The sequence below is a fragment of the Bacillus sp. FJAT-29814 genome (assembly GCF_001510715.1).
GTDB lineage: Bacteria > Bacillota > Bacilli > Bacillales > Cytobacillaceae > Neobacillus.
The window spans coordinates 233165-255796 of the sequence record NZ_LMTJ01000004.1; the positions used below are offsets into that span (position 1 = coordinate 233165).

Consider the following 22632-nt stretch of genomic DNA (forward strand, 5'->3'; position numbering starts at 1 on the left):
TTCAAATAAATATTTCATTTTTATCCAGTAAGTGTTTAAAACACCATAAATTTTTCAATACTATTACTATCGATTTTTTAGCAGGGGTGTTCAATGTGGAAATCATGACGGACCAAGGGTTCCGTAAAACAATTAAATACCTAAGGGCGCTTGTGATTATCAGTTTGATAGGAATATCCTGCATGCTGATTTTCCTCATTGGCATCCTTGCCTATGCAAAAATTCTCGGCCCGCCGCCGCTCGCCGTACCGCAGTCGACATTGATTTTCGCCGACGATGGCACGTTGATCGGCGAGACCAATAACGGTCAGAAGCGCTACTGGGCCAAGCTTAGCGATATTTCACCGGACATCATAAATGCGACCATCTCGATTGAGGATAGAAATTTTTACGAGCATCACGGGTTCGATTATAAACGGATAGCCGGGGCGGTCATCGCCGACGTCAAGGCCCTCGCCAAGGTGCAGGGCGCGAGCACGATCACCCAGCAATATGCCCGCAACCTGTTTCTCGAACACGACAAAACGTGGAAGCGGAAGTTGAACGAGGCATTTTACGCCATCCGCCTCGAGATGAATTATTCGAAGAAACAGATTCTCGAAGGCTACTTGAACACGATTTATTATGGACACAGCGCTTACGGGGTCGAAGCAGCCAGCCAATTCTTTTTTGGAAAAAAAGCTTCGGAGCTGACGCTGGCCGAAGCCAGCATGCTCGCCGGAATTCCGAAGGGACCCGGATTGTACTCACCGCTCAGCTCGCTGGAAAACGCCAAAGCCCGGCAAACCATTATTTTAAAAACAATGGCCAAAAACGGCTACATTTCGAAAAATAAAGCGGAAGCCGCGGCACAAGAGCCGCTCAAAATTGTCGGCGAGCACACAACACCGAAGGTAAAGGTGGCGCCATATTTTCAGGATGCGGTCCGCAACGCTTTGAAAAATCAGCTGAAGCTGGGTGACCGGACAATCGCTTTAGGCGGATTGAAAGTGTATACGACGCTAAATCTGAAGCAGCAGGAAGCCGCCGAGAAGCAAATCCAAACCTATGTCGACAGCGAATCGGATATTCAGGTCGGGTTGGTGGCGATGGATCCGAAAACCGGCTTCGTCAAAGCAATGGTCGGCGGCCGCGATTATGAAAAGAGCCCATTCAACCGTGCCGTCCAGGCAATCAGGCAGCCGGGTTCGACGATCAAGCCGCTGTTATACTATGCGGCACTAGAGAACGGGTTCACGCCATCATCGACGATGCGAAGCGAGATGACCACCTTCAAGTTCGACAATGGCCACGGCGATTATACGCCGCATAATTTTAACAACAAGTATGCCGATGGCGAAATTACGCTCGCCCAAGCGCTTGCGGTATCCGATAATATTTTTGCTGTAAAAACGCACTTGTTTTTAGGGGAAGAGATATTGATTGAAACAGCCCGCAAATTTGGTCTGTCCACGAAAATGGCCGAGGTACCGTCGCTCGCCCTCGGAACCTCAGGGGTGCGGGTGATCGAAATGGCCAATGCCTATAGCCTGTTCGCCAACGGCGGCAATAAAGTGCATCCAATATTGGTGACAAAAGTCGAGGACTATAACGGCAATGTGATTTTTGAAGCAAATAGTGAACCCGAAAATGTGCTCGACACGGCCAAAGCGTTCGTGATGACGCAGATGCTAACGGGGATTTTCGACCAGAAGCTAAACGGCTATGCCCGGGTTACCGGCAGCACGATTGCGAAGGAATTAACCCGGCCATACGCAGGAAAATCGGGGTCAACAGAAACAGACAGCTGGATGATCGGCTTTTCGCCGCAGCTAGTAACCGCCGTTTGGGCGGGCTACGATGTCGGCAAACCGATTGAACTCCCGGTGGAAAAGTCGTATGCGAAAACCATCTGGGCCAATTTTATGGAGGAGGCACTCGATGGCAAGCCGGTTAAGGCGTTCAAGCCGCCTAAAGAGGGGGTTGTCGGCGTCTATGTGGACCCGACCAACGGCAAGCTTGCCACCAAGGATTGCCCGGTCCGCCGCCTGACGTATTTTGAGGAAGGGACCGAGCCAACCGACTACTGCACCGACCATATCGGCAGTAGTGCGGATGATGGTCCGGTGAAGAATGGCGGCACCAAGAAAATCCCGTGGTACAAGAAGATTTTTCCTTGGGGAAATTAATTCCAATATAATAAACGGAAAAAGCTCCGGATTGCCTCCGGAGCTTTTTCCTGTCCTAGTTTTACAGTGCATTCACACTGCCTATTATGTTACCACTTTTTCAAAAAACTACAAGTGATTTAAGTCTCTTTATTTTTTCAAAAAAATTTCCATACCGATCCGTCAACTAACCATCAGTGCGGGGATGAAAGGCCTTTACTAATGGGAGTTTCACTTTATTGGGCCAGCAAGCCCTGTTTCAATTCATCGGAAGAATTGTTCCACAATGCCTCGTTATGGCTGCGCAGGAACTGTGCCAACACCTGCTTCGATTTGTCATCCATATGATCAACAATAATGTGGCGCTTGAGCGATTTGTCCATCCGGTTGACATGCTCTGGCAGCGATTTGTAGCCCCGGCGGATCGAGCGGTCGACGGTCATGTAACAAGCTGTCACCCCGGCGTAATACGGCCCTTCCTCACGGCGGTCAATCGTGACCCATATCAGCCAATACGGCTTTCCGTTTGGCACTTCGTCCTGATTCGGCAAAAATTTAATACCCTTTTCTATAGCACTGCGAGCGTGCATCGCGCCGACATCGATTTCCGCCTTGCCGGCTTCGATATCAATAAAGACTGGCGAGACATTATCAAGGCTAAGCGCACCTTTGCCGAAGCCCTTATGCCCGTCAGTCGGGTCGCTTTTGATGATATTAAACCCTATTTTTTTCTTTTTCTCATCCATTGATCCTGTTAACCTCCTTTAATAAAACCAGCCATAGAAGAAGTCGCTTAAGCTATGCGCTACCCATGGGACCACCGTGCCAAATATTGGCTGAATCGTGTACTGGTCAAGCGGCGTAATGACCAAAATTAAAAAGATTAAAATCCCGTACTGTTCATATTGTGTCATTTTGGCCCGGATATGATTGGGAGCCAGGTCCTCGACAATGCGATAGCCGTCTAGTGGCGGCAACGGCAGCAGATTGAACACAAACAAAACAATGTTCAGCTGAATAAAAATCTCAAGGAATTGGTAAAAGCCAGCCGACAGCTCGAACCCGAAGCTTCGTAGGCCGTAGGCAGCAATAAACCCAATGGCGGCGAGCACGAGATTGCTCAGGGGACCGGCAACGGAAACGAGCACACCGGCAAGCCGCGGCTTTTTAAAGAAAAAGCGGTTAACCGGCACAGGTCGGGCCCAGCCGAAGCCGGCAATGAAAATCAAGATGGTGCCGATTGGGTCAAGATGTTGGAGCGGGTTTAATGTCAACCGCCCCTGTTTTGCCGCAGTATCGTCACCAAATTTATAAGCCACGTAGGCGTGGGCAAATTCGTGAAACGTAAACGCAAACACGAGCGTGATCGCGACATAGGGAATCCACTCAATCGGGTACGCTAGAAATCGTTCCAAATGCGTTTCTCCTCTCAATGAAAAGGTTTTTTCTGTCTTTATTTCCTTTTAGTATACATGAAATCATTTCGAAAAAGAAAATCTTATGTGCCGCTTCCAGACCTGTTGCAGATTTTTGAAGTTTATGGAACACTAAAATCAGTGTAAATAAAAAGGAGGAAGCTTATATGCCATACGTAACCGTAAAAATGCTGCCAGGCCGCACCGACGACCAAAAGAAAGCCCTAGTCGAAAAAGTAACCGACGCCGTCAGCGAAACAACCGGCGCCCCAAAAGAAAACGTCGTCGTATTTATCGAAGAAATGTCCCCGAACCATTACGGTGTCGCTGGAATTAGACACAGCGATAAGTAAAATAGTGGAAAATGGTGTCAGGCACCAATCGTGGACATTTGTCCTCCTGGGGTGGACATCCCCAATCTAATCTGCAATAACCAAAAAAGTGTGAATCCGCGGCATCTGCTTCGGGTTCACACTTTTTCTTTTATATCTTTAGGTCATTTTTCGTGTTTTCTATCTGCAGTTTTTCAAGTTCGAGCTTCATTTTTTCGGTTTCGATTAAAAAGTTGTCATGCTTTAGCCTTTCAAGCTCCAGCTGATCCTTGACCATTTTTGCCCGCATTTTTGTCTTTTGTAACGATATCCCACTAAGTATCGCAACAATCGGAATACAAACCGCTACCAACCCTATCAACTCTCCCATATATCCTACCCCCAGACCACATCATATACAAATCATAACAAATTTGCCCGAAAATGGATAATAAAAACCAATAAAAAAACGCCCAAACTCCTAATGCGGGGTCCGAGCGCTCTAAGTGCAAAGTTACGCCTACTGCACAACTTTTCCTTTCAAAGCTTCAATATAACGATAAGCCTCATCAATCTCCTCTTCGGTGTAGCGCTGGCTGCTTTTTAACGTAAACACCTTGTTCGCAACCTCATCCTTTGGAAGATTATCAAAATATAAAACCGTCGATACGAGCTCAAGGAATCTAGCATTTTGCTCGTTCATATCCACCAGGCAATCATCTAAACACGGCATGTCCACTTCGTTGAGGCTCAAGAACTCCTTGCCGGCATCAGTCAGCGTGTAACGATACTGATAGTAGCCGCCCTTTTTCTCCTTCACCTCATTAAGGAAGCCCATGTTGCATAGCTCCTCCACCCGCGTCGTCAATTCTTCGGAATACGGGCCGTAAAAGTGAAACTGGAAACGGTCATGAAACGGAAAATCTATTTTCTTTGCGATGTATATCATCTTCTGCAACTTTTTTCGTCCGATAATTTCACCGGAAACCAGAATTGCCTGCATCAGCTTGGCATGATCTTTCAGCAATGTTCGTCAACTCCTACTCCATGTAAACAATCTCTAATCTAAAAGCGCGCGAATTTGTTGTTTGATGTCTGCTGCATTAGCGTTATCCGCCAGGAAATCAGCGGGATAATACAGCTTATGATCGGTTCGTCTTTTTCCGGAAATCGCATCCACAATTTCCGACTCGCGGGACAGCTCGCGCAATTCCCCGTTTTTCATCAGCAAATGAATCGGCAATCGCTCCTCTTCCTCGCCCGGACGGTAAAAGTCGTACGGCAAGTCCGAAGAGGAATCAACGACCAAGTAATATTCCGGGTCGATGCCCGCTTGTAAAAATAACGTGGTTAACTGAGCTAGCTTTTTGTATTCTTTAGCCGGATCGAATTCGGCATATTTGAACAGATTCCGATTGACAAAGCGGTGGCACAGGTCACTGATGATCGGGTCAGTTTCGTCCTGCCAAATTTGAAAATAATACATAATTACCGCTTCATCCAATTTTAAGTAGTCTTCCAATTTCACCTGCTCGCGAAATAACGAGATAAAGTGAGTTGGCTCATATTTAAAAGAATAGTTGTTCTTGTATAACGCCTTGGCGCGGTGTAGGATCTTCGTCAAAATCACCTCTGCGCTGCGGGAAACGGGATGGAAATATACTTGCCAGTACATCTGGTAGCGGCTCATGATATAGTCCTCGACCGCATGCATGCCGCTCTTTTTGATAACCACCTGGTCTTCGCGAGGCCGCATCACGCGCAAAATCCGCTCCATATCAAATTGGCCGTAGCTGACCCCAGTGAAATAGGCGTCACGCTGGAGATAATCCATCCGGTCGGCATCAATCTGGCTGGATATTAAGCTTACAACAAGCTTTTTCTCCGAGGTTTTCGCAATGACTTCGGCGACTTTTGCAGGAAAGTCGGGGCTGACCTGAGTCAGGACCTGGTTCACTTCCGTATCGCCGAGAATGATGGCACGGGTGAAATCTTCATGGTCAAAATCAAAAACCCTTTCAAAGGCATGGGAAAACGGACCGTGTCCGAGGTCATGGAGCAGGGCAGCGCAAAGTGTGAGCAGGCGGTCATCGTCGTTCCATTCCGGGCGGCCTTCGAACACATCGTCGATGATACGGCGGACAATCTCGTATACCCCTAACGAATGGTTAAACCGGCTGTGTTCAGCACCATGGAACGTCAGAAACGTCGTCCCGAGCTGCTTGATCCGGCGCAGACGCTGAAACTCCTTCGTCCCAACCAAATCCCAAATCACCTTGTCCTGAACGTGGACATAGCGATGAACCGGATCCTTAAATACCTTTTCCTCACTCAACTTCTCCACCGAGTACACCATGCATTTCCCTCTTCCTCAATTACTTAATTCTATTATACCCGCCCCATAAGGGTAAATCATCCAAATTTCAGCAATTTTCCTCAGCAATTTTCGACAGAGGTGTTAAGCACTATTGCCAAGTTGGAGATACTCCGATTGGTGTCAGGCACCACTCGTGGACACTGTCCACCTGGGACGGACACTAGCCCCCAAAAAGAAAAATCACCTAAGTCCAATAACACTAGGTGATTATTTTAATTTCTTATTAATTTTCTCCATTAATTCCTCTTCTGTCAGGGCCGCGAGCGGGCGGTTGTTGACGAAGGCGAAGGTCTTTTTCCGGCCGGGGCCGCAGTAGGACTGGCAGCCGATTTTGATTTCGGCATCCGGATCAATTTCTTTCAAGCGAGGGATCAATGTCTTTAGATTCACGGCCTGGCAATCATCGCAAACGCGAAATTCATTGGACATTTTTGCTTACAACCCTTTCTCCAAACAATCTATAAATAAAAAAATCAGCACGTACAAGCACTTAACTCCTAACGTATTTTACAGCTTCTTTTTAAGCAATGCAAGTTGGTTATTTTAGCAATCTTTTGCAAACCACTGCCGCAACCGCAATCCAGGCGTATTTGAAAAAGCGGTCCGGTCCAGTGATGTTTATATTTACCTATTACAAAAAAATCTATTATCCTTTCAACCATTTTGGTATAAACCCTAGAAAACTTGTCCATCATAAGACTAGAACTTTTATACTTGGCAGGATTATGCCTGACCATCATTCAAAAAATCATAACATTTAAGGAGTTGAATCATATGAAAGTTCGTCAAGATGCATGGACAGACGAAAACGATCTGCTACTGGCCGAGACCGTGCTCCGGCATGTCAGGGAAGGCTCCACGCAGCTGAACGCATTCGAAGAGGTGGGGGATAAGCTAAACCGAACTTCGGCCGCCTGCGGATTCAGATGGAATGCCGTTGTCCGCCATCGCTATGAAAAAGCATTGCAGCTGGCTAAAAAGCAGCGGAAACAAAGACAAAGGATTTTGGGTAAGGATCAAGGTGGCAAGAAAAAACTGCTGTACAACCCACCGGTTACAGGTACAGAAGAGTTAGAGGTGGTGGCTGTCCAAACCGAAATGCCGCTTGAAACCCAGCAAGACATGGTCAATGACATGACCGTTGAAATGGCAGAGGAAACCATCGTTCAACCAGCAGCACCGGTTTACCAGCGGCAAGCAGTCACGGCACCATCAGGGCTCACAATGGATACGGTCATCCGTTTCTTGGAAAACTTTAAACATTCCAATCTGCAAAATGATGCATTAAAAAGTGAGAATGAAAGATTGAAGCGAGAAATCGCTGAGTTAAAGCAGCAAAATGAAGAAATGACGAAGAAGATCGCTACCCTTGAGGAAAATAAAGAAACCATGCAGGAAGATTACGAGACATTGATGAAGATTATGAATCGGGCCCGCAAGCTTGTCCTGTTTGAGGAAGAGGAGCGCCCGGCGACCAAATTCAAAATGGACCGTAACGGAAACCTCGAAAAGGTTGCAGAATAACAGCGCAAGCGAATACATCCCGGATGACAATCTTTTTTTAAAAAGATAGGGAGAAGAGAATAAAAGCGCAGCATCTCATTTTAAAAGCGGAAGCGCCTTAACCAGGGGCTGGAGCTAGCAAATAAAAGAGGCCGTAAACCCAACTAGGGTTTACGGCTTTTTATTTGACCTACATCCCGGCAATCCGTTCATTTCGCTCGACAATTCGCTGATAATAGCCCGGTAGCAGCCCAAGCTCATGTTCATTCAACTGCCCGGCATACAATAAATCGCTGTTTTGCTTCAGTTGCTGTAACAACCGGAGCATACAATCACCAACCGTTAATTGGACTCCAAGCAGTTCCGAAAGCGAGGCCATCACCTCCGGGGCTATTTCAGGGTACGCGAATTTCGTCAGTTCGCCCTGTTTAGCCAGCCTGTAAAACTCGCCAACCAACGCAGCGCGTTCCGAACCGCTGCCGGTGACACAAAGGTATATCTGGACAGCAACCCCGCGGCGCAAACGTCGCTGCGAGATGCCGGCGAACTTTTTCCCACCAATACTGAGGTCATAGCTTCCAGGGCAGTAGGACCCGACAATCTCACGGGCCTCAATCTCGACAGGAAAATCGGCCAACATCTGTTGAATCAGCTGCCACATCGCCTCATAGCCGCGATTGATATCAATGCCTTTTTCTGCCTCGGGGAGAATTAACGAGATATTCAGCACACCGTCATCAAGAACCACTGCAAGGCCGCCGGAATTTCGGACAATGACCTGATACCCCTTATTTTTTAAAAATTGCATCCCATCCTGCAAGAATGGCAGTTTCGTATCTTGAATCCCGAGAACAATCGTATTTTGGTGAACCCATGTCCGCGCTGTTGCTGGTGCTTGTCCCGCCCCGACCGAGGCACACAGCGTATCATCCATCGCAAACGACTGCAGTGCATGGAAATGCGGGGAAGCGGTGGACTGGTCGATGATTCGCCACTGGGATTGGCGTAGTAAACCTTCCATAATGGCAACTCCTTGATTGGTTAGTGGGTTTTTTAAAAAAAAAATCTATCCTTGAGATTAATTCTACATAATTATGATGAAATTCTACAAACTTTAGTCATAATTCTACGTAATGTAAGCAGAATTCTACATAGTTCATGTACTATTCTACGTAAATACAGCTTAATTCTACAAACTCCAAATCTGAGCCCGCAAAAAGAGCCGGCCCCGATTGGAACCAGCCCCTTATAGAAAAATTACAGCCCCTGCGCCGCCGTAATCAACGCAAGCTTGTACACATCTTCTTCATTACAGCCACGGGACAGGTCATTGACCGGCGCGTTCAAGCCCTGCAAAATCGGGCCAACCGCTTCAAATCCGCCCAAACGCTGGGCAATTTTGTAGCCGATGTTTCCAGCCTCAAGACTAGGGAAGATAAACACGTTCGCATCCCCTTGTAAAACAGATCCAGGCGCCTTGCTCTTGGCCACAGACGGAACAAACGCAGCGTCAAACTGGAATTCGCCGTCCAACACCAACGACGGCTCGCGGCGCTTTGCCTCTTCCACAGCAGCGACAACTCGCTCGGTTTCCTCGGATTTTGCCGAACCTTTTGTTGAAAACGAAAGCATGGCCACGCGAGGCTCAATATCAAACATTTCTGCCGTTTTCGCGCTTTCGATCGCGATCTCCGCCAAATCCATGCTGTCCGGTGCAATATTAATGGCGCAATCAGCAAACACGTATTTTTCGTCATCGCGAACCATGATAAAGACGCCGGACGTTTTCTTTACGCCCTGCTTGGTTTTAATGATTTGCAGCGCCGGACGTACCGTGTCGGCAGTCGAATGGGTCGCCCCGCTGACAAGCCCGGTTGCTTTTTTATTGTAAACAAGCATCGTGCCAAAATAGTTTTCATCCTTTAATATCTCACGAGCCTGCTCTTCGCTTGCCTTGCCTTTACGGCGCTCGACAAACGCGGCAACTAGCTCGTCCATTCCCTCGTAGCTAGCAGGGTCATAGATTTCCACACCATCAAGCGAGACGCCAAACTCGCTTGCTTTCGCTTTGACCTCATCGGTATTTCCCACCAATACAGGTGTCAATAGGTTTTCGGCAGCCAATCGGCCCGCAGCACGTAAAATTCGCTCATCCAGGGCCTCAGGTAACACAATCTTTAAACCGCGCCCGGAAATTTTTTGCTTTAATCCTTCGAATAAATCACTCACGACTAATCCTCCCTTATACAATTCCAATACTAGCTTACTTTACCGCAAAAAGATTTTAAAGAAACATCCATCACAGATAACGCTTTCAGTCCGAAGTTTCAGTTTTCAAAAAATTCAACTCACCCTTTTACTATTTGCCCTTTTTTCATAATTTATCCATCCCGTTGCTAAAATGCGTTAAATTGGGCAAGTCTTGGTCAAACTATGTTATAGTGTATATGATTGTTAATAACGATGATTATGTAGGAGTGATTATAATGAGTGAAGCAGCACAAACGCTTGACGGCTGGTATTGCCTTCATGATTTCCGCACGGTTGACTGGACCACTTGGAAGATGCTTCCTGAAGATGAGCGCCAGACGGTCATTAACGAGTTTTTAAGTCTCGTTGAAAAATGGAATGCGACTCAGGAGCGTAAAGAAGGCAGCCATGCTTTATATACAATCGTCGGCCAAAAGGCTGATTTCATGATGATGATTCTGCGCCCAACAATGGAAGAATTGAATGAAATTGAAACAGAGTTCAACAAATCCAAATTGGCCGAGTTCACCGTTCCTGCTTTTTCATATGTATCCGTGGTGGAGCTCAGCAACTATTTGCCATCCGACGGCGGCGACCCATACCAGAATCCGTATGTACAGGGCCGACTTTATCCGATCCTTCCTAAAACCAAGCATGTTTGTTTTTACCCAATGGACAAGCGCCGGCAGGGCAATGACAACTGGTACATGCTTCCGATGGAGGAGCGCCGCGAACTTATGAAGAGTCACGGCATGATCGGCCGCCAATATGCCGGCAAGGTGAAGCAAATCATTTCCGGTTCCGTTGGTTTTGACGATTACGAGTGGGGCGTTACCTTGTTCGCGGATGATGTGCTACAATTTAAAAAGCTCGTTTACGAAATGCGTTTTGACGAGGTCAGTGCCCGCTACGGTGAGTTCGGCTCCTTCTTCGTCGGCAATATTTTAGAAGAAGAACGCGTGTCGACTTTCCTTCGCGTATAAATCTTTTTTAAAAAGTTCTCGGCCTAGGCTGAGGGCTTTTTTCTATTTTTCCCCTCTTAAAAGTCATATATGGGGACTTTCCCTCATACTAATAAAACAGTGAGTCATAGGAACCAATTTGGATTTAACCGAGTATGTTATAGAATGTTGGGCCATTGATTTATTTATTTTTAGGAGGGAAAAAGATGAGCCAATACTACAATCCTCAAGGTTTTCAGCCTTATACCGGTGCGGTGGGCCAGCAGGGAGCCCAGCCGATTGCAGGCGGTCAAGGATTCCAACCGAGCCCGCAATTTCCGCCGCCGGGCACAGGAATGGGAGCATTCCCAACTACGCCAACGTTCTCGGGTGGCGCGACTGGGTTTCCGGGTGCAGGAGCAGGGTTTCCGGGTGCCGGGGCAGGAGTTCCAGGCATGCTGCCGATTGAGCAGTCATATATCGAAAACATTTTGCGGTTAAACAAAGGCAAGCTTGTATCCGTATTCGCCACCTTCGAAGGTAACAACCAGTGGAATGCCAAGGAATTTAGAGGCGTCATCGAGGCGGCCGGCCGCGACCACGTCATCTTAAGCGATCCTCAGTCAGGTGCACGCTACCTGATCCCAATGGTAGCCGTTGACTACATCACCTTCTCCGAGGAAATCGAATACGACTATCCATTTGGCGCCGGACCAACGTTGAGTACGTTTCCGCCGAGATAATTCACGTTAAAACACCAATTGAACGCAATTGGTGTTTTTTGTTGGCAAAGAATTGTCCCTTATAAAAGAAAATTCTCCGATTGGCGAGGCCATTAAGAGGATTCAAGAGCCGAAGTTAAATTTATGCGGGATTACAAAAAATAGGCATTGCAAATTTGAGGGAGCAATGCCTGAAAAAAATATATATAAATTAAGGAAAGGACATTTAATAATGGGGTTCCTAGCAAGCGGTCTTTAACGCAACCCCTAATCTATACTCTTTTTACCAAGCCTGTGTACTCGGCAATTTCATTCACCAGCTCTTCAATTTCTTTGGCTGACAGATTTCTCGTTTCAATGATATTATGCTTGGCATCAAATTCATCCCACTGATCGGTAAGAATTTTTATTCCAAGTTCCTCTCTTTTTTGATAGAATTCTGTTCCCGGAAAAGGGGATGTAAAAGACATATAGATCTGGCTGCCTTCATCATACAGTTGCTTGATAAACTCCTTGGTTTCCATTAATGTTTCCCGTGTATCCTGAGGAAACGGAACCATAAAGGAGGATGCGACATGGATGTTGTATTTTTTACAGGCTCTGATTACCTTTCCAACTTGCTCCTTCGTGATTCCCTTCACGGAATCAAGGATGCGCTGCGAGCCGGATTCCACGCCAAATTGAATGGAAACGCATCCGGCAGCCGCCATATCGGCAATCAGCTGCTCATCGACACAATCCACTCTGGTCGCACATCCCCATTTAATCGGGTAATCCAATTGATTGATTAGCTCCAGCAATTTTCTTACCCACTTCTTATTGACGGTAAACAGGTCCTCTGAAAAGAAGGTATATTCCGCCCCGCGCTGTTCATATAGCATCTTTAGTTCTTCCATAATATTCTCTGGGGTTCTCGGCCTGCGCCGCCCCTCCCAAATATAGGAGCCTGAGCAAAACGGGCATTGAAACGGGCAGCCTCCTCTAGCAGTGGAGATATTCGACTGCTCCTGGTAAAATTCCATTGGAAACAAGTCGCGGGCCGGATAAGGCAAACTATTTGGATCAAGAAGCTCCCTCCGAGGATTCAGCCTAACCCGGCCAGCCTCATCCTTATAGCCGACCCCTTTGATGTCTTTAAGTTGCCCCTTGCCATCCAGAAGGTACTGACAAAGCTCCGCCATGGCCGCTTCGCCTTCACTCATTACAACATAGTCGATTGCCTGCTCCTGCAATACCTCATCGGGAAGAATCGATGCATGAGCTCCCCCAAAAACAATGTTTATATGATCATCCAATTCTTTGATTCTTTTTGCTATTTTCAAAGCATTTGGATAGGTTTCCGTGAGGGCGGAGATTCCAACAACGGATGGTTTTTGCTGGACAATATGATCAACCCGGCGCAAATTTAATCCGCTGACGTTAAAGTCTACAGCCTTTACTGTCCGACCCTCTTCCAATAGTACGGCAGCGATGTAGGCCAATCCAAGCGGCAGCGCCAATTTGGAATGCGGGCTGACCCTTGTTACAGGTGCATTAATAAGTACGACATCCATTGAAAGCATCTCCTCTTTGCTGTTGATTTCTCTATAGTTCCTTCCTCACAAAAAACACCGGGTCGATTCCCCGAAGTGACCGGGGAATCTACTTTTTATTCTTTACCAAGTTTTCCATTTTTCTCCAATTCATCCGCCACTTTTGCTAACCCTACACTTTCAAGGGCTTTCCTCGTCGGCCAGCCAGTTTTTGGATCCCAGCCCTCCAGCTTATAATAAATGGTTTTAAACTCCTCAAACTTATCCCTATCCAGTTTTCTTCCTTTTGTGTTAATGTATTGCCACTTGCCATCTTGAATTCCCGGCAAATAGAAGTCGCCAAGCAAACCTCCGTCAAACGGCTGGTCATAGATATAATCAGCAAAGACAACCATTTCCCGCTTACGTCCCTGCAACGTATAGATGGCGTTATCCAAATACCAGATTTTCCGGCCAATCTCCATCCCATCTTTAAAGGTAATATTTCCGCCTGTGATGGCATTCAGGAACTTCGGTTCTCCCTCGTCTCCGGTAAGTCCGCGGTTATCAGGTACATTGGAATTAAAGAAGTCCGGCCAGCGCCAATCACAATAGAGGACAGATTGCTTCCAGAACCTTCCGTACATCATTTTCCAGGCAATGGTTTTTGCCATGTTTTCGGAATATGCATTTTCAATACTGTAGTCTAACATGTTTGGATTATTTTCAAACGGCACCAGCTTTTCCGCAGTAATTCTTGTCACTTCTTCTGCTGACAAATATGGCTCTTTACCGGCTAAAATGTCACCTGTAGGCTTCCAGTATAAATGGTTAAAATCGTGTTCATTCATATCACGGTCACCTAATATTGAACAATAACCCCACTCTATTTCAGCCCGGGGATCATACATATGATCAGGATAGCCCCAATATGGATAAAGCAAATTGCCTGTTTTTAAATCTTCCTCCAGTCTGCCCCAGCGCTCCGCCGCTCTGATCAGGCCTTCTGCAATGTCATCGCCAATACCTTCACGGAAAGCAATCATCCGCAGAAATTGTTCGGCAAATTCAGCCGTCCCTAATTGCTCAAAATCAAGCGGGCAATCAATTTTTTTGCCGGGACCGAGCTCACCTGCTTTATACAGCCTTTCGAGATATTCCAAACCCCTCCAAGCCTCATAGGCGTTAATCCCGTATTGCTGCAGCAAATCCGTTGCGATATACGCATCCTTTGTATTTTTGCCACCAAATTTCGCCTTGTTAAAATTGGAATAGAAAATGGTTTCAACGCAAGATGACTCATTGCCATAACCGGAGGCCGTCCGCATCCGGCAGCCGGCAATACATCCTGTACATGATTGCGGCCGTGCATCCTTTGGCTGATCATAGAACGCCCCAAGCGTTGGTGTCGTACCTAAAGTCGGAGCCCAGCCGCCTTCAGGGCTGTCAGGTTGATGGGCATATTTCTTCTTCGCTAGAATCCGCGCCTCAAGTAATGCATCTGGATCGGCCGCTTCCACACTGCCGGTGCCAATTACACTGATAGCTTTCAGATTCTTGGCGCCAAATACACCGCCAAATCCGCCTTGGCCTGCACCATTACCGGCATCATGGATTAAACAAGCGACTCTTCCTTTGCTTTCCCCGGCCTGCCCAATGGCCAGCACAGCCGGCCTTTGCAATGTTGAGCCGGAGTCCCTTGCAGAACTAATCGATTTCCACCCTTCCTTTGTATTGGAGTGGTTGACATATTCCCAAATCTCTTCCTGAGCTTCCCAGGAATTTAGCCCCCAAATTCCGTCTGCATCCCGGATTGTTACCGTACTGTTGCGTATGTCAATCCAAACAGGTTTATCGGCTTTTCCTTCAATCGCAATGCCATCCCAGCCGGCATATTTCATCATTCCGGAAAATCTTCCGCCAAAATTGCTTCTTGTATACCAGCCATACGGATATGCCTGAACCCCAATACCTGTTACTTCACACCTGCCTGCGGCAGATGGAGTAATAGTACCCGAAATCGGCGAGCTCATAATGGTGACAACATTTTTGGGATCAAACCCATCAACGGTCTTATCCTTGCATAAATCCCAAAATACCGCTGAACCCATGCCATGGCCGCCAACATACTCGGCATATTTTTCTGTCTTTATCGTGGAAATTTTTCTATTGGTTAAATCAATATGCAGTATTTTTCCTTGATAGCCTTTCATACTTTTCCCAACCTTTCCTTGTTGCAGTGAAATTGATTATTCGGTCGTCCAGCCAAATTTCGCCCATTCTTCCCCGCGCAAATTCACATTGTATCCGGATTCTCCTGCCTGTGCCGGGATTTCTTTCGTAAACTTGATGGCATCAAGCGGACAAACCTCAACGCAGGCTTGCAGACCATCCGGCCCGCCTTTCTGTTTCCAGAATGGGGTATTGACACAGAGGTCGCATTTTTGGGCATGCTTATCTTCGTGATTCCAAACCGCCCTCGCCGGCTCATACGGGCAGGCTTCCATACATTTCTGGCAGCCAATGCACTTGTCGTATGAAACAAGCCGTACATTCCCATTTTTCTTATCGGCATGCAGCGCACCTGTCGGGCATGCCGCTGCACATGCCGGGAAGGCACACTGCCTGCATTGATTGATATCTAAATCCTCAGGAAACGGCTTATAGGGATTTTGTTGAACCTGAATTCTTGCTAATGAAAGACTTGATTTCCCATGATGAGCCAATGAGCAAGCCATCATACAGGTTGAACAGCCCTGGCATTTCTTTGTATCAACCAATAGATAACCTTCTGATGCCTTGACAGCGTATACTTCATTTTCCAGCCACTTCCCCCCTGGGAACAGGCTTCCGATACTGATACCGATTAACGATGCGCTGCCTACTTTTAAAAAGTTTCTCCTTGAGGTCTTTCTAGTCTCCTCTGACACAATATTTAACTCCTTCCTCGCTTTGCATTTAATCCACCCATCCAGTCAGCTACTCTATTAATCTGACTGGATTGGATTAACTTGCCGGAATATGCCCCTGTTTAGTTTTTTCCTTGACGTTTAATTCCTGTTCTTCCTCAAATTTCTCATTGTCCTTGATTTCTTGATACCATTTTTCATGATGATGCTTTACATAATCTTCAGTTACATTGCCAGTAATCATCGAACGAATTAACGGCCAAGATGCAGGAAGGATGGCCCCAGCAAAAACATGGGCGACCAGCATCAACCCCATATAAATAGCAAATACTCCATGAAGGAAGGTCATCACGCCCATTAATCCGTCAGGAAATGACCAGAGGTGCTCTGCCAGTTTCACAAGGCCGGTTAAAGTAATCCCGCATACTCCAATAATCCATAATGGAAAAACAACTCGTTCCGCAGCCAAAAATTTCTCTTCCTGCGGTTCCTTCTGCCTTAAAACCATCGCCTTATAGTGGCCAATCATATTTTTAAGGTCGCCTCTCTTTGGCAGCATGTGTTTAAGATCACCTGTGAAATAGTTCTTCGTGATGTAGAAACTTGCCCCAAAAAGGAAAAACAGGATTCCGATAAAATGCATGTTTAAAGCAAATCCAATATTTTCGGTCCCTTGAATCGTTCTGGGAATAAAAAGTGTCCCTAGGAGGAATCCCGTGATGAGCAAAATAACGATTCCCAGTGCATTGGACCAGTGCTGCAGGAACATAAATTCATCATGACGCTCTACTTTGCCATTGGTGATTCTGTCTGGTTCCTTGGAGTATTTGAATGTTCCGAGAAGAATCCCCAACAATGCCGAGGCCGGAATGGCAGCCATCATCGAATCAAATAGCAAATTATAAGTCAACGAACCTGCCCTTCCCCCCCTTAAAACATATAATTGGGATGCATCAAGGGCCCAGTAGGTGAAAACACCCAAGATTGCCAGCAACGCTATGGCAATTGGTAACCTTGTTCTCATGTTTATCGCGCACCTTTCTTGTTAAAGCATTGAATCTTGATTTGTAACGGTAAGCCAATTTTCAATCATTACTCCCTTCTGTGGTGAAACGCTTTTTATATAAAAAATAAAAGACCAATGGTATATGCAGAATGGGACTGTTTCACAATCCATTCACATAAACCATTGGTCTTTATTAGAGCCACCCTCAGGTCTCTCGTCAAACTACCAATCCGATTTATTTTATTTCAATCAACATCTTGTCAAAAACCATTGTAAAAATAAAAAAGTCTTTGTCAGATTCAACGACGTACGATTTATGAATACATTTTGCCCCCAACTTGTCTTCGAAATAAGGAAGATTATCTTTTGAAAATTGTTCGGCAATCTGCATTCTTGATTCATTAATCAACGATATTCCCATTGGAATGGCTGAAACAAATTTTTCCGGCTCCGTTAAAAATCCCTCGCAGCGAAGAATCATCATATCATCCCAAATGGTCACCTTCGTATAATCAGAGGCTTTCCTAACTAAGTCCCTTCCGTATTTCTCCATATGCAGTTTGATCTCGTGCTGCAGCTGCCTTCTTTGTTTATTTGTCAGTGCACCCAAAGTTGTATTATTGTCATAAAAATGATTGGAATGATTGCTTTCCTTCATTTGCTCGTGAATTTTAACAGGTCCCCCCAAACCTATCAGCCCCTTTGACATTCTAGTCATCATTTAACATTTAGCCGCTGCCAAGGTATCTCGCATTGTGAATCAATTCACAAAATGTAAACGCTTCCCTTTTATTCCAACAAAAAAAGTGCTTGCCCACTATTGATAATGTAGCAAACTAGAATAAATTTCTTACTATAGTAAAAGAATTTATATTATATTTTTATTCTAAATTTTTTGAGGTTTTAGTGCAGTTAGTTTTATCACCGTTGAACAGCCAAATATGATAAAACTGTTACAACAATTAGAATAGGCATCGGACGGTGCCGATGCCTTTCTCTTTTATAGATATTTTGCAGCTCCAACGATCATGAGAATCCACGCTGCCAAAAAGCACACGCCGCCGATCGGAGTGATTGCCCCGAGCGGTCCGATTTTCGTCAGGCTCAGTACATACAAGCTCCCGCTAAATAAGATGATACCCGCGAGCATCAGCCAGCCGGACCATGTGAACAACGAACTGACCGGTGCCTTGCCGAGCAGCAGTGCAACCACCAATAGGCCTGTGGCATGAAACATTTGATACTGAACGCCGGTTTTCCAAATATCGAGATAATAAGCGTCCAATCTGTCTTTTAATCCATGAGCGCCAAACGCCCCAAGCGCGACCGCCAAAAAGGCGTTAATGGCGCCGATTATAATAAACGTCTTCATCTTGATTTCTCCCCCTTTTTAAAAATCAAACAGTGAATCTCCATTTGCGTCGTCATCCATCTCCAGTTTTTTCGGCTGCGGCATCACGGCTGGCTGCTGCTGAAAAATGGCTGGTTGCTGTTGAAACGTTGCCGGCTGTTGAAAAGCTGCCGGTTGCGGAACAATCGGTTTTGGCTGCACTGGAATTGGCTGCCTGCCATGTCCCCCGCTCACCGCCTGTTTTTCATCCAAAATCAATTCGCATAATATTTTAATAGAGTAAATCCGTTCCCGCAAGCCTTCCTCCGTTTGGCTGGCCCGGGCCTGCTGCAATTCCGCTTCCATTTTCGTTAAAAGTTTTTCCATCGATATATTCACGAGTGACACCTCTGATTTTGAGTCTGTAATCTATTCTACATGAGTATCGTCGATTTTTCGAAAAAATAGACTTCGGCGCTCATTCGACATCATTCAACTTGTTTCACGTGAAACGCACCTAAAAATGTCAAAACCCGCACTTTATCGGGGTGCGGGCATTATCCTAATATTCGTTGATAGATTGATTTTGCATGAGTCAAGTCTTTTGTGCCATGAATCAACGCGCGGCCGTCTTGAAAAATAACCATCCGTTCGACGCCGAGTTCTACCGATAAGAGATACGGATTCCCTTTGACACCATAGCCCAGTGAGCTGAGTTGACCCGCTAACTGCTCAAGCGAAATTTCTCCGGTTTGTGACGGGCGAATTTGTACGGTATCCCGTCCGCACAACACGGTCGTTTTCGTCATATTTTCCTGGTCAAGATACGGATAGGTCCGCTCTTCGCCGCATGACAAGCAACCGGCATGCTTTGCCTTCGACATTTTCATGCTGGTATATTGGTTGCGCCACAGGTCAAAGCTGACAAATGCCGTGCGAACGGCGTCCCAGTCCTCAACGAGCATCTTCAACGCTTCCGCTGTCTGATGGGCTATCACCATTTGCACGGTTGGCGAGATAATTCCTCCGGTATCGCAGGTCATTCCCTGAAGCGGGATTGTCCGCAGCAGACAATTCAGGCATGGCGTTTTTCCAGGAATGATGGAAAAACTCATCCCGAAACTGCCGACGCAGGCCCCATAAATCCACGGGACATTGTATTTTTGGGCCACATCGTTCATCGCCATCCGTGTTTCGAAATTATCGGTCGCATCCATCATGACGTCAACATCAGCGATTAGTTCCTCCAGCAATTCAGGTGTGGCGTCGCCTATGATGGCGCGGATTTCGACATCACTATTGATTGCTTTGAGGCGCTTTTCTGCGGCTGCCGCTTTTGGCAGCTTTTCCGCGACATCCTCCTCGGTATAAAGCTGCTGACGCTGCAGATTGCTCGCTTCGACATAATCGCGGTCGATTATGGTAATCTTTCCGACCCCGGCGCGAGTGAGAATTTCAGCATTACCCGATCCCAAGGCACCGGCGCCGATGATCAAAACATGCTTATTTCGGATTTTTCCTTGGCCTTCCTTACCGATTCCGGGAAAAAGGACCTGCCTTGAGTAGCGTTCGCTCATAGAATCAGCCCCCGCTGACCGGTGGAATAAACGCGATTTCGTCGCCATCCTGAATCACTTCATCATTGGAAGCGAACTCTTCATTAATCGCGGTCATCACCGTGTCCATGCGCGGCAAATTATATTTCGAAGTCAATTCCGCCTTCAGTTCGGCAACCGTTTTTCCGCTGGCATCTAACCGGAGAACCTCTTCACCGACAGCGTCACGTAAATGAGCAAAAAATAGAACCTTATTCATTTAAGTCACCCTCCTCAGGTTTTCCGCTCGGATAGGCCTTCGTTTCCAGCTGATTGCCGACCCATTCCTCGCCATCTTCCCAGTGCTCTTTTTTCCAAATCGGTACGATTTCTTTAATCCGCTCAATCGCATAACGGTTCGCTTCATAAGAATCAGCGCGATGCGGTGTCGACACGGCAATCACCACAGCAATATCGGTTATATCTAACCGCCCGACACGGTGCGTAATGGCTACCTTAGAACCGGCCCACCGTTCCTCAATCTCGCGTCCAATCTGCTCGAGCTTTTTTACAGCCATCGCTTCATAAGCTTCATAGATTAAAAACAATGTCTTCTTGCCATACGTCAATTCACGAACAGTGCCGATAAACGTCGTAATCGCACCAGCCTCGCGCTGGACGACCTTATCAATCACCGCTTGGATATCAATTGGTTCCTTGGAAATTTCGTAGAACTTCAATTATTTCACCTCTTCAGCCAAGTTTTTCAACACGGCATTTTCGACCACTTGATAGCCGCCGATGTTTTCTACCTGCTCCTTAAAGGCAGGGGAATGAATAATCTCGCGCAGCAGCATACCCTGCTCGCTTTCGTAAAAACTTCTTGTCATCACCAGATCATATTCTTCATCGGCCAGCGGGACAAACTCGAGCCCCATCGCTTTCGCCGCTGGATAAATCCCCAGTCCTGCCGCATTACGATCACCGTTTACTTCCGCTGCAACCGCCAAATGCGAGAACATCTCACGGTCATAGCCAACGACATCTTCCGCACTTAATCCTGATTCCTCAAGTAACATATCAAACAAAATCCGCGTGCCAGCACCCTTTTGCCGGTTCACGAAATTAGCCTTTTTCTCGACCAAATCACGAACATTAGAAATCCCAAGCGGATTGCCAACCGGCAAAATCCAGCCCTGCTTGCGTTTTAAAAATGGATATAATACAACGTCCTGTCCGGCCAGCAGCCTGCGAACGTATGAAATATTGTATTGTTTCGTTTCAGGGTCAAGCAAGTGAATTCCCGCTACATGGGCCTCGCCTTTCCGGACCGCCATGATTCCGGCCATACTTCCGACGTGAGCGGAAACAATCTTCATATCGGTCCGTATCCGCTTTAATGCAGATGACAGTAAGTCAATCGTCAAATCGTGACTGCCGGTAAACATAATCGCATTCTTAATTTCTTCAAGCGGACGCAGCAATTCAACTTCTGCCATCTCTCCTTGCTCATAGCCAATCACTTCCGGCGGCACGACCAATAGCCCATCTGCCCGCACATAAGACATCGTTACCCCCGCAGCGCGTGTCAGCGGGTTGGCTACAAACTCTCCGTTCACATAGCCGATATTCATCCGGACAAAGTCCTCGGCGCCCATTGACGACACAATCCGACGGCCGAGCTTGACTGTCACCTTCTGCCGAACCGGCTCCGGAATGCCCAAATACTTGCAGACCAGTGGACGGGCGAACCATTCCAAAGCTAAATACGCTGACACAGGATAGCCCGGAACACCTACGACAATTTTTCCATTCACTTTTCCCAAAATGACTGGCTTACCAGGACGTGCGGCAACCCCATGGGTAAACACGGTGCCGATTTCGTTGATAATGTGGACAGTGTAGTCTTTGCGACCTGCCGATGACCCGGCGTTAATCACGATAAAATCGGATGTTTCTGATGCTTCCAGCAGCACCTGCTTTATATTCTCGGGCTCGTCCTTTACAATTCGGTTGAGAAGCGGCTCGCCGCCCCACTCCCTAATGAAATTGGCAAACACCGTCCCGTTAAATTCAACAATTTTTCCAGGATCCATTTCAGAACCGGGCTCGACAAGCTCATTTCCCGTTGGAATGACAGTGACAACCGGCTTCTTGACGACCGGAACCGTCAATAATCGGGAAGTCAGCAGAATCCCCAAATCGGCTGGGCGCAGCTTATGCCCCTGCGGAAAAAGCATTTCCTCCTGGACAATGTCCTCGCCAATCGGACGGATATGCTGCCAAGGTGTCGCAGGCTCGATAATTTCAATCGTATCATCGTCTAGCACCTGTACGTTTTCAATCATAATGACGGCATTAAATGGCGACGGAATCGCATTGCCGGTGTCGACATAAACAAACTGATCGCCGCGCTTTAAATGAAGCGGATTCTGCTCATGGGCGGAATAGGTGGTTTCAGCGATAACCGCGACCCCATCCATCGCCGAAGCGTGGTAATGCGGTGTTGAAATCGGTGCAAAAATAGGTTCTGCTGTGACCCGTCCTAACGCATCGACCGCCGGAATCCTTTCTGTTTCAGGGGTCAGATCGAATGCAGCAAGAATTTCGTCTCTGGCCTCAGTCCGTGGTTTATCTTCCAGGTAAATTTTCCGTTTGTACATGACTGTGCCTCT

The 22632-nt window shown here is 46.8% G+C and carries 24 protein-coding genes; 5 read left to right on the plus strand and 19 right to left on the minus strand.

Annotated features, from left to right (window positions below):
- Nucleotides 1-95: 95 nt before the first annotated feature.
- Nucleotides 96-2168: a transglycosylase domain-containing protein gene (locus tag AR334_RS11425; protein WP_066310178.1), complete on the plus strand. Its 2073-nt coding sequence runs from the start codon at nt 96-98 to the stop codon at nt 2166-2168.
- Between the two features lie 215 nt (nt 2169-2383).
- On the opposite strand, the gene AR334_RS11430 is transcribed toward AR334_RS11425, so the two are convergent.
- Entirely contained in the window at nt 2384-2893 is a 510-nt protein-coding gene (locus tag AR334_RS11430; protein ID WP_066310180.1) for a YwhD family protein, read from the minus strand.
- An 18-nt stretch (nt 2894-2911) separates the two neighbouring features.
- Complete coding sequence (locus AR334_RS11435) at nt 2912-3562, minus strand: site-2 protease family protein (RefSeq protein WP_066310182.1); 651 nt, start codon at nt 3560-3562, stop codon at nt 2912-2914.
- Between the two features lie 167 nt (nt 3563-3729).
- On the opposite strand from AR334_RS11435, the gene AR334_RS11440 reads away from it, so the two are divergent.
- Nucleotides 3730-3915: a 2-hydroxymuconate tautomerase gene (locus AR334_RS11440; protein ID WP_066310185.1), complete on the plus strand. Its 186-nt coding sequence runs from the start codon at nt 3730-3732 to the stop codon at nt 3913-3915.
- A gap of 130 nt (nt 3916-4045) precedes the next feature.
- On the opposite strand, the gene AR334_RS11445 is transcribed toward AR334_RS11440, so the two are convergent.
- The 4 genes from AR334_RS11445 to AR334_RS11460 form a co-directional block, all read right to left on the minus strand.
- Nucleotides 4046-4264, minus strand: coding sequence for a hypothetical protein (locus AR334_RS11445; protein WP_066310187.1), 219 nt, complete (start codon nt 4262-4264; stop codon nt 4046-4048).
- A 129-nt stretch (nt 4265-4393) separates the two neighbouring features.
- Nucleotides 4394-4900 carry a YwgA family protein gene (locus AR334_RS11450; RefSeq protein ID WP_066310188.1) on the minus strand — a complete coding sequence of 169 codons (507 nt, stop codon included), beginning with the start codon at nt 4898-4900 and terminating at the stop codon, nt 4394-4396.
- A 33-nt stretch (nt 4901-4933) separates the two neighbouring features.
- Nucleotides 4934-6229, minus strand: coding sequence for an HD domain-containing protein (locus AR334_RS11455; protein WP_066310190.1), 1296 nt, complete (start codon nt 6227-6229; stop codon nt 4934-4936).
- A gap of 228 nt (nt 6230-6457) precedes the next feature.
- On the minus strand, nt 6458-6679 hold the full coding sequence (locus AR334_RS11460) for a DUF1450 domain-containing protein (protein ID WP_066310193.1): 222 nt from the start codon (nt 6677-6679) through the stop codon (nt 6458-6460).
- Nucleotides 6680-7024: 345 nt separating this feature from the next.
- Between AR334_RS11460 and AR334_RS11465 the strand changes: the two genes are divergently transcribed.
- Entirely contained in the window at nt 7025-7774 is a 750-nt protein-coding gene (locus AR334_RS11465) for an RsfA family transcriptional regulator (RefSeq protein ID WP_066310195.1), read from the plus strand.
- Between the two features lie 169 nt (nt 7775-7943).
- On the opposite strand, the gene AR334_RS11470 is transcribed toward AR334_RS11465, so the two are convergent.
- Together AR334_RS11470 and pta are read right to left on the minus strand one after the other, a co-directional pair.
- Nucleotides 7944-8774, minus strand: a complete 831-nt coding sequence (locus tag AR334_RS11470) for a lipoate--protein ligase family protein (RefSeq protein ID WP_066310197.1) — start codon at nt 8772-8774, stop codon at nt 7944-7946.
- Nucleotides 8775-9010: 236 nt separating this feature from the next.
- Entirely contained in the window at nt 9011-9982 is a 972-nt protein-coding gene (pta, locus tag AR334_RS11475; protein WP_066310200.1) for a phosphate acetyltransferase, read from the minus strand.
- Nucleotides 9983-10239: 257 nt separating this feature from the next.
- Between pta and hemQ the strand changes: the two genes are divergently transcribed.
- Nucleotides 10240-10986 (plus strand): hydrogen peroxide-dependent heme synthase, encoded by a 747-nt coding sequence (hemQ, locus tag AR334_RS11480; protein ID WP_066310203.1) that lies wholly within the window; start codon nt 10240-10242, stop codon nt 10984-10986.
- 185 nt (nt 10987-11171) lie between these two features.
- Nucleotides 11172-11687, plus strand: coding sequence for a spore coat protein GerQ (gene gerQ / locus AR334_RS11485; protein WP_066310206.1), 516 nt, complete (start codon nt 11172-11174; stop codon nt 11685-11687).
- A gap of 251 nt (nt 11688-11938) precedes the next feature.
- Here the strand turns inward: gerQ and AR334_RS11495 are convergent, their stop codons facing one another.
- The 11 genes from AR334_RS11495 to AR334_RS11545 form a co-directional block, all read right to left on the minus strand.
- Nucleotides 11939-13219 carry a radical SAM protein gene (locus AR334_RS11495; RefSeq protein WP_066310211.1) on the minus strand — a complete coding sequence of 427 codons (1281 nt, stop codon included), beginning with the start codon at nt 13217-13219 and terminating at the stop codon, nt 11939-11941.
- 95 nt (nt 13220-13314) lie between these two features.
- Nucleotides 13315-15390 carry an aldehyde ferredoxin oxidoreductase N-terminal domain-containing protein gene (locus AR334_RS11500; protein ID WP_066310214.1) on the minus strand — a complete coding sequence of 692 codons (2076 nt, stop codon included), beginning with the start codon at nt 15388-15390 and terminating at the stop codon, nt 13315-13317.
- 36 nt (nt 15391-15426) lie between these two features.
- A complete protein-coding gene (locus tag AR334_RS11505) occupies nt 15427-16107 on the minus strand; it encodes a 4Fe-4S dicluster domain-containing protein (protein WP_066310217.1) in 681 nt (226 codons plus the stop codon).
- A gap of 76 nt (nt 16108-16183) precedes the next feature.
- On the minus strand, nt 16184-17110 hold the full coding sequence (locus tag AR334_RS11510; protein ID WP_066310220.1) for a formate dehydrogenase subunit gamma: 927 nt from the start codon (nt 17108-17110) through the stop codon (nt 16184-16186).
- 217 nt (nt 17111-17327) lie between these two features.
- Nucleotides 17328-17780, minus strand: coding sequence for a Na-translocating system protein MpsC family protein (locus AR334_RS11515; protein WP_066310223.1), 453 nt, complete (start codon nt 17778-17780; stop codon nt 17328-17330).
- Between the two features lie 312 nt (nt 17781-18092).
- Nucleotides 18093-18464: a DUF423 domain-containing protein gene (locus AR334_RS11520; RefSeq protein WP_066310225.1), complete on the minus strand. Its 372-nt coding sequence runs from the start codon at nt 18462-18464 to the stop codon at nt 18093-18095.
- Between the two features lie 18 nt (nt 18465-18482).
- Nucleotides 18483-18821: a YwdI family protein gene (locus AR334_RS11525; RefSeq protein WP_066310228.1), complete on the minus strand. Its 339-nt coding sequence runs from the start codon at nt 18819-18821 to the stop codon at nt 18483-18485.
- Between the two features lie 158 nt (nt 18822-18979).
- A complete protein-coding gene (locus tag AR334_RS11530) occupies nt 18980-19999 on the minus strand; it encodes a thiazole biosynthesis adenylyltransferase ThiF (protein WP_066310230.1) in 1020 nt (339 codons plus the stop codon).
- Between the two features lie 4 nt (nt 20000-20003).
- Nucleotides 20004-20237 carry a molybdopterin converting factor subunit 1 gene (gene moaD / locus AR334_RS11535; RefSeq protein WP_066310233.1) on the minus strand — a complete coding sequence of 78 codons (234 nt, stop codon included), beginning with the start codon at nt 20235-20237 and terminating at the stop codon, nt 20004-20006.
- Entirely contained in the window at nt 20230-20697 is a 468-nt protein-coding gene (locus AR334_RS11540) for a molybdenum cofactor biosynthesis protein MoaE (RefSeq protein ID WP_066310239.1), read from the minus strand. The genes moaD and AR334_RS11540 overlap by 8 nt, the downstream gene beginning before the upstream one ends.
- Nucleotides 20698-22620, minus strand: coding sequence for a molybdopterin biosynthesis protein (locus AR334_RS11545; RefSeq protein ID WP_066310243.1), 1923 nt, complete (start codon nt 22618-22620; stop codon nt 20698-20700).
- Nucleotides 22621-22632: the final 12 nt, after the last annotated feature.

Coding starts and splice junctions, on each gene's coding strand:
- AR334_RS11430 (WP_066310180.1), bottom strand. CDS start 2,893: ATGGATGAGAAAAAGAAAAAAATAGGGTTTAATATCATCAAAAGCGAC.
- AR334_RS11440 (WP_066310185.1), top strand. CDS start 3,730: ATGCCATACGTAACCGTAAAAATGCTGCCAGGCCGCACCGACGACCAA.
- AR334_RS11445 (WP_066310187.1), bottom strand. CDS start 4,264: ATGGGAGAGTTGATAGGGTTGGTAGCGGTTTGTATTCCGATTGTTGCG.
- AR334_RS11455 (WP_066310190.1), bottom strand. CDS start 6,229: ATGGTGTACTCGGTGGAGAAGTTGAGTGAGGAAAAGGTATTTAAGGAT.
- AR334_RS11460 (WP_066310193.1), bottom strand. CDS start 6,679: ATGTCCAATGAATTTCGCGTTTGCGATGATTGCCAGGCCGTGAATCTA.
- AR334_RS11465 (WP_066310195.1), top strand. CDS start 7,025: ATGAAAGTTCGTCAAGATGCATGGACAGACGAAAACGATCTGCTACTG.
- AR334_RS11470 (WP_066310197.1), bottom strand. CDS start 8,774: ATGGAAGGTTTACTACGCCAATCCCAGTGGCGAATCATCGACCAGTCC.
- hemQ (WP_066310203.1), top strand. CDS start 10,240: ATGAGTGAAGCAGCACAAACGCTTGACGGCTGGTATTGCCTTCATGAT.
- gerQ (WP_066310206.1), top strand. CDS start 11,172: ATGAGCCAATACTACAATCCTCAAGGTTTTCAGCCTTATACCGGTGCG.
- AR334_RS11495 (WP_066310211.1), bottom strand. CDS start 13,219: ATGGATGTCGTACTTATTAATGCACCTGTAACAAGGGTCAGCCCGCAT.
- AR334_RS11500 (WP_066310214.1), bottom strand. CDS start 15,390: ATGAAAGGCTATCAAGGAAAAATACTGCATATTGATTTAACCAATAGA.
- AR334_RS11510 (WP_066310220.1), bottom strand. CDS start 17,110: ATGAGAACAAGGTTACCAATTGCCATAGCGTTGCTGGCAATCTTGGGT.
- AR334_RS11520 (WP_066310225.1), bottom strand. CDS start 18,464: ATGAAGACGTTTATTATAATCGGCGCCATTAACGCCTTTTTGGCGGTC.
- AR334_RS11530 (WP_066310230.1), bottom strand. CDS start 19,999: ATGAGCGAACGCTACTCAAGGCAGGTCCTTTTTCCCGGAATCGGTAAG.
- moaD (WP_066310233.1), bottom strand. CDS start 20,237: ATGAATAAGGTTCTATTTTTTGCTCATTTACGTGACGCTGTCGGTGAA.
- AR334_RS11545 (WP_066310243.1), bottom strand. CDS start 22,620: ATGTACAAACGGAAAATTTACCTGGAAGATAAACCACGGACTGAGGCC.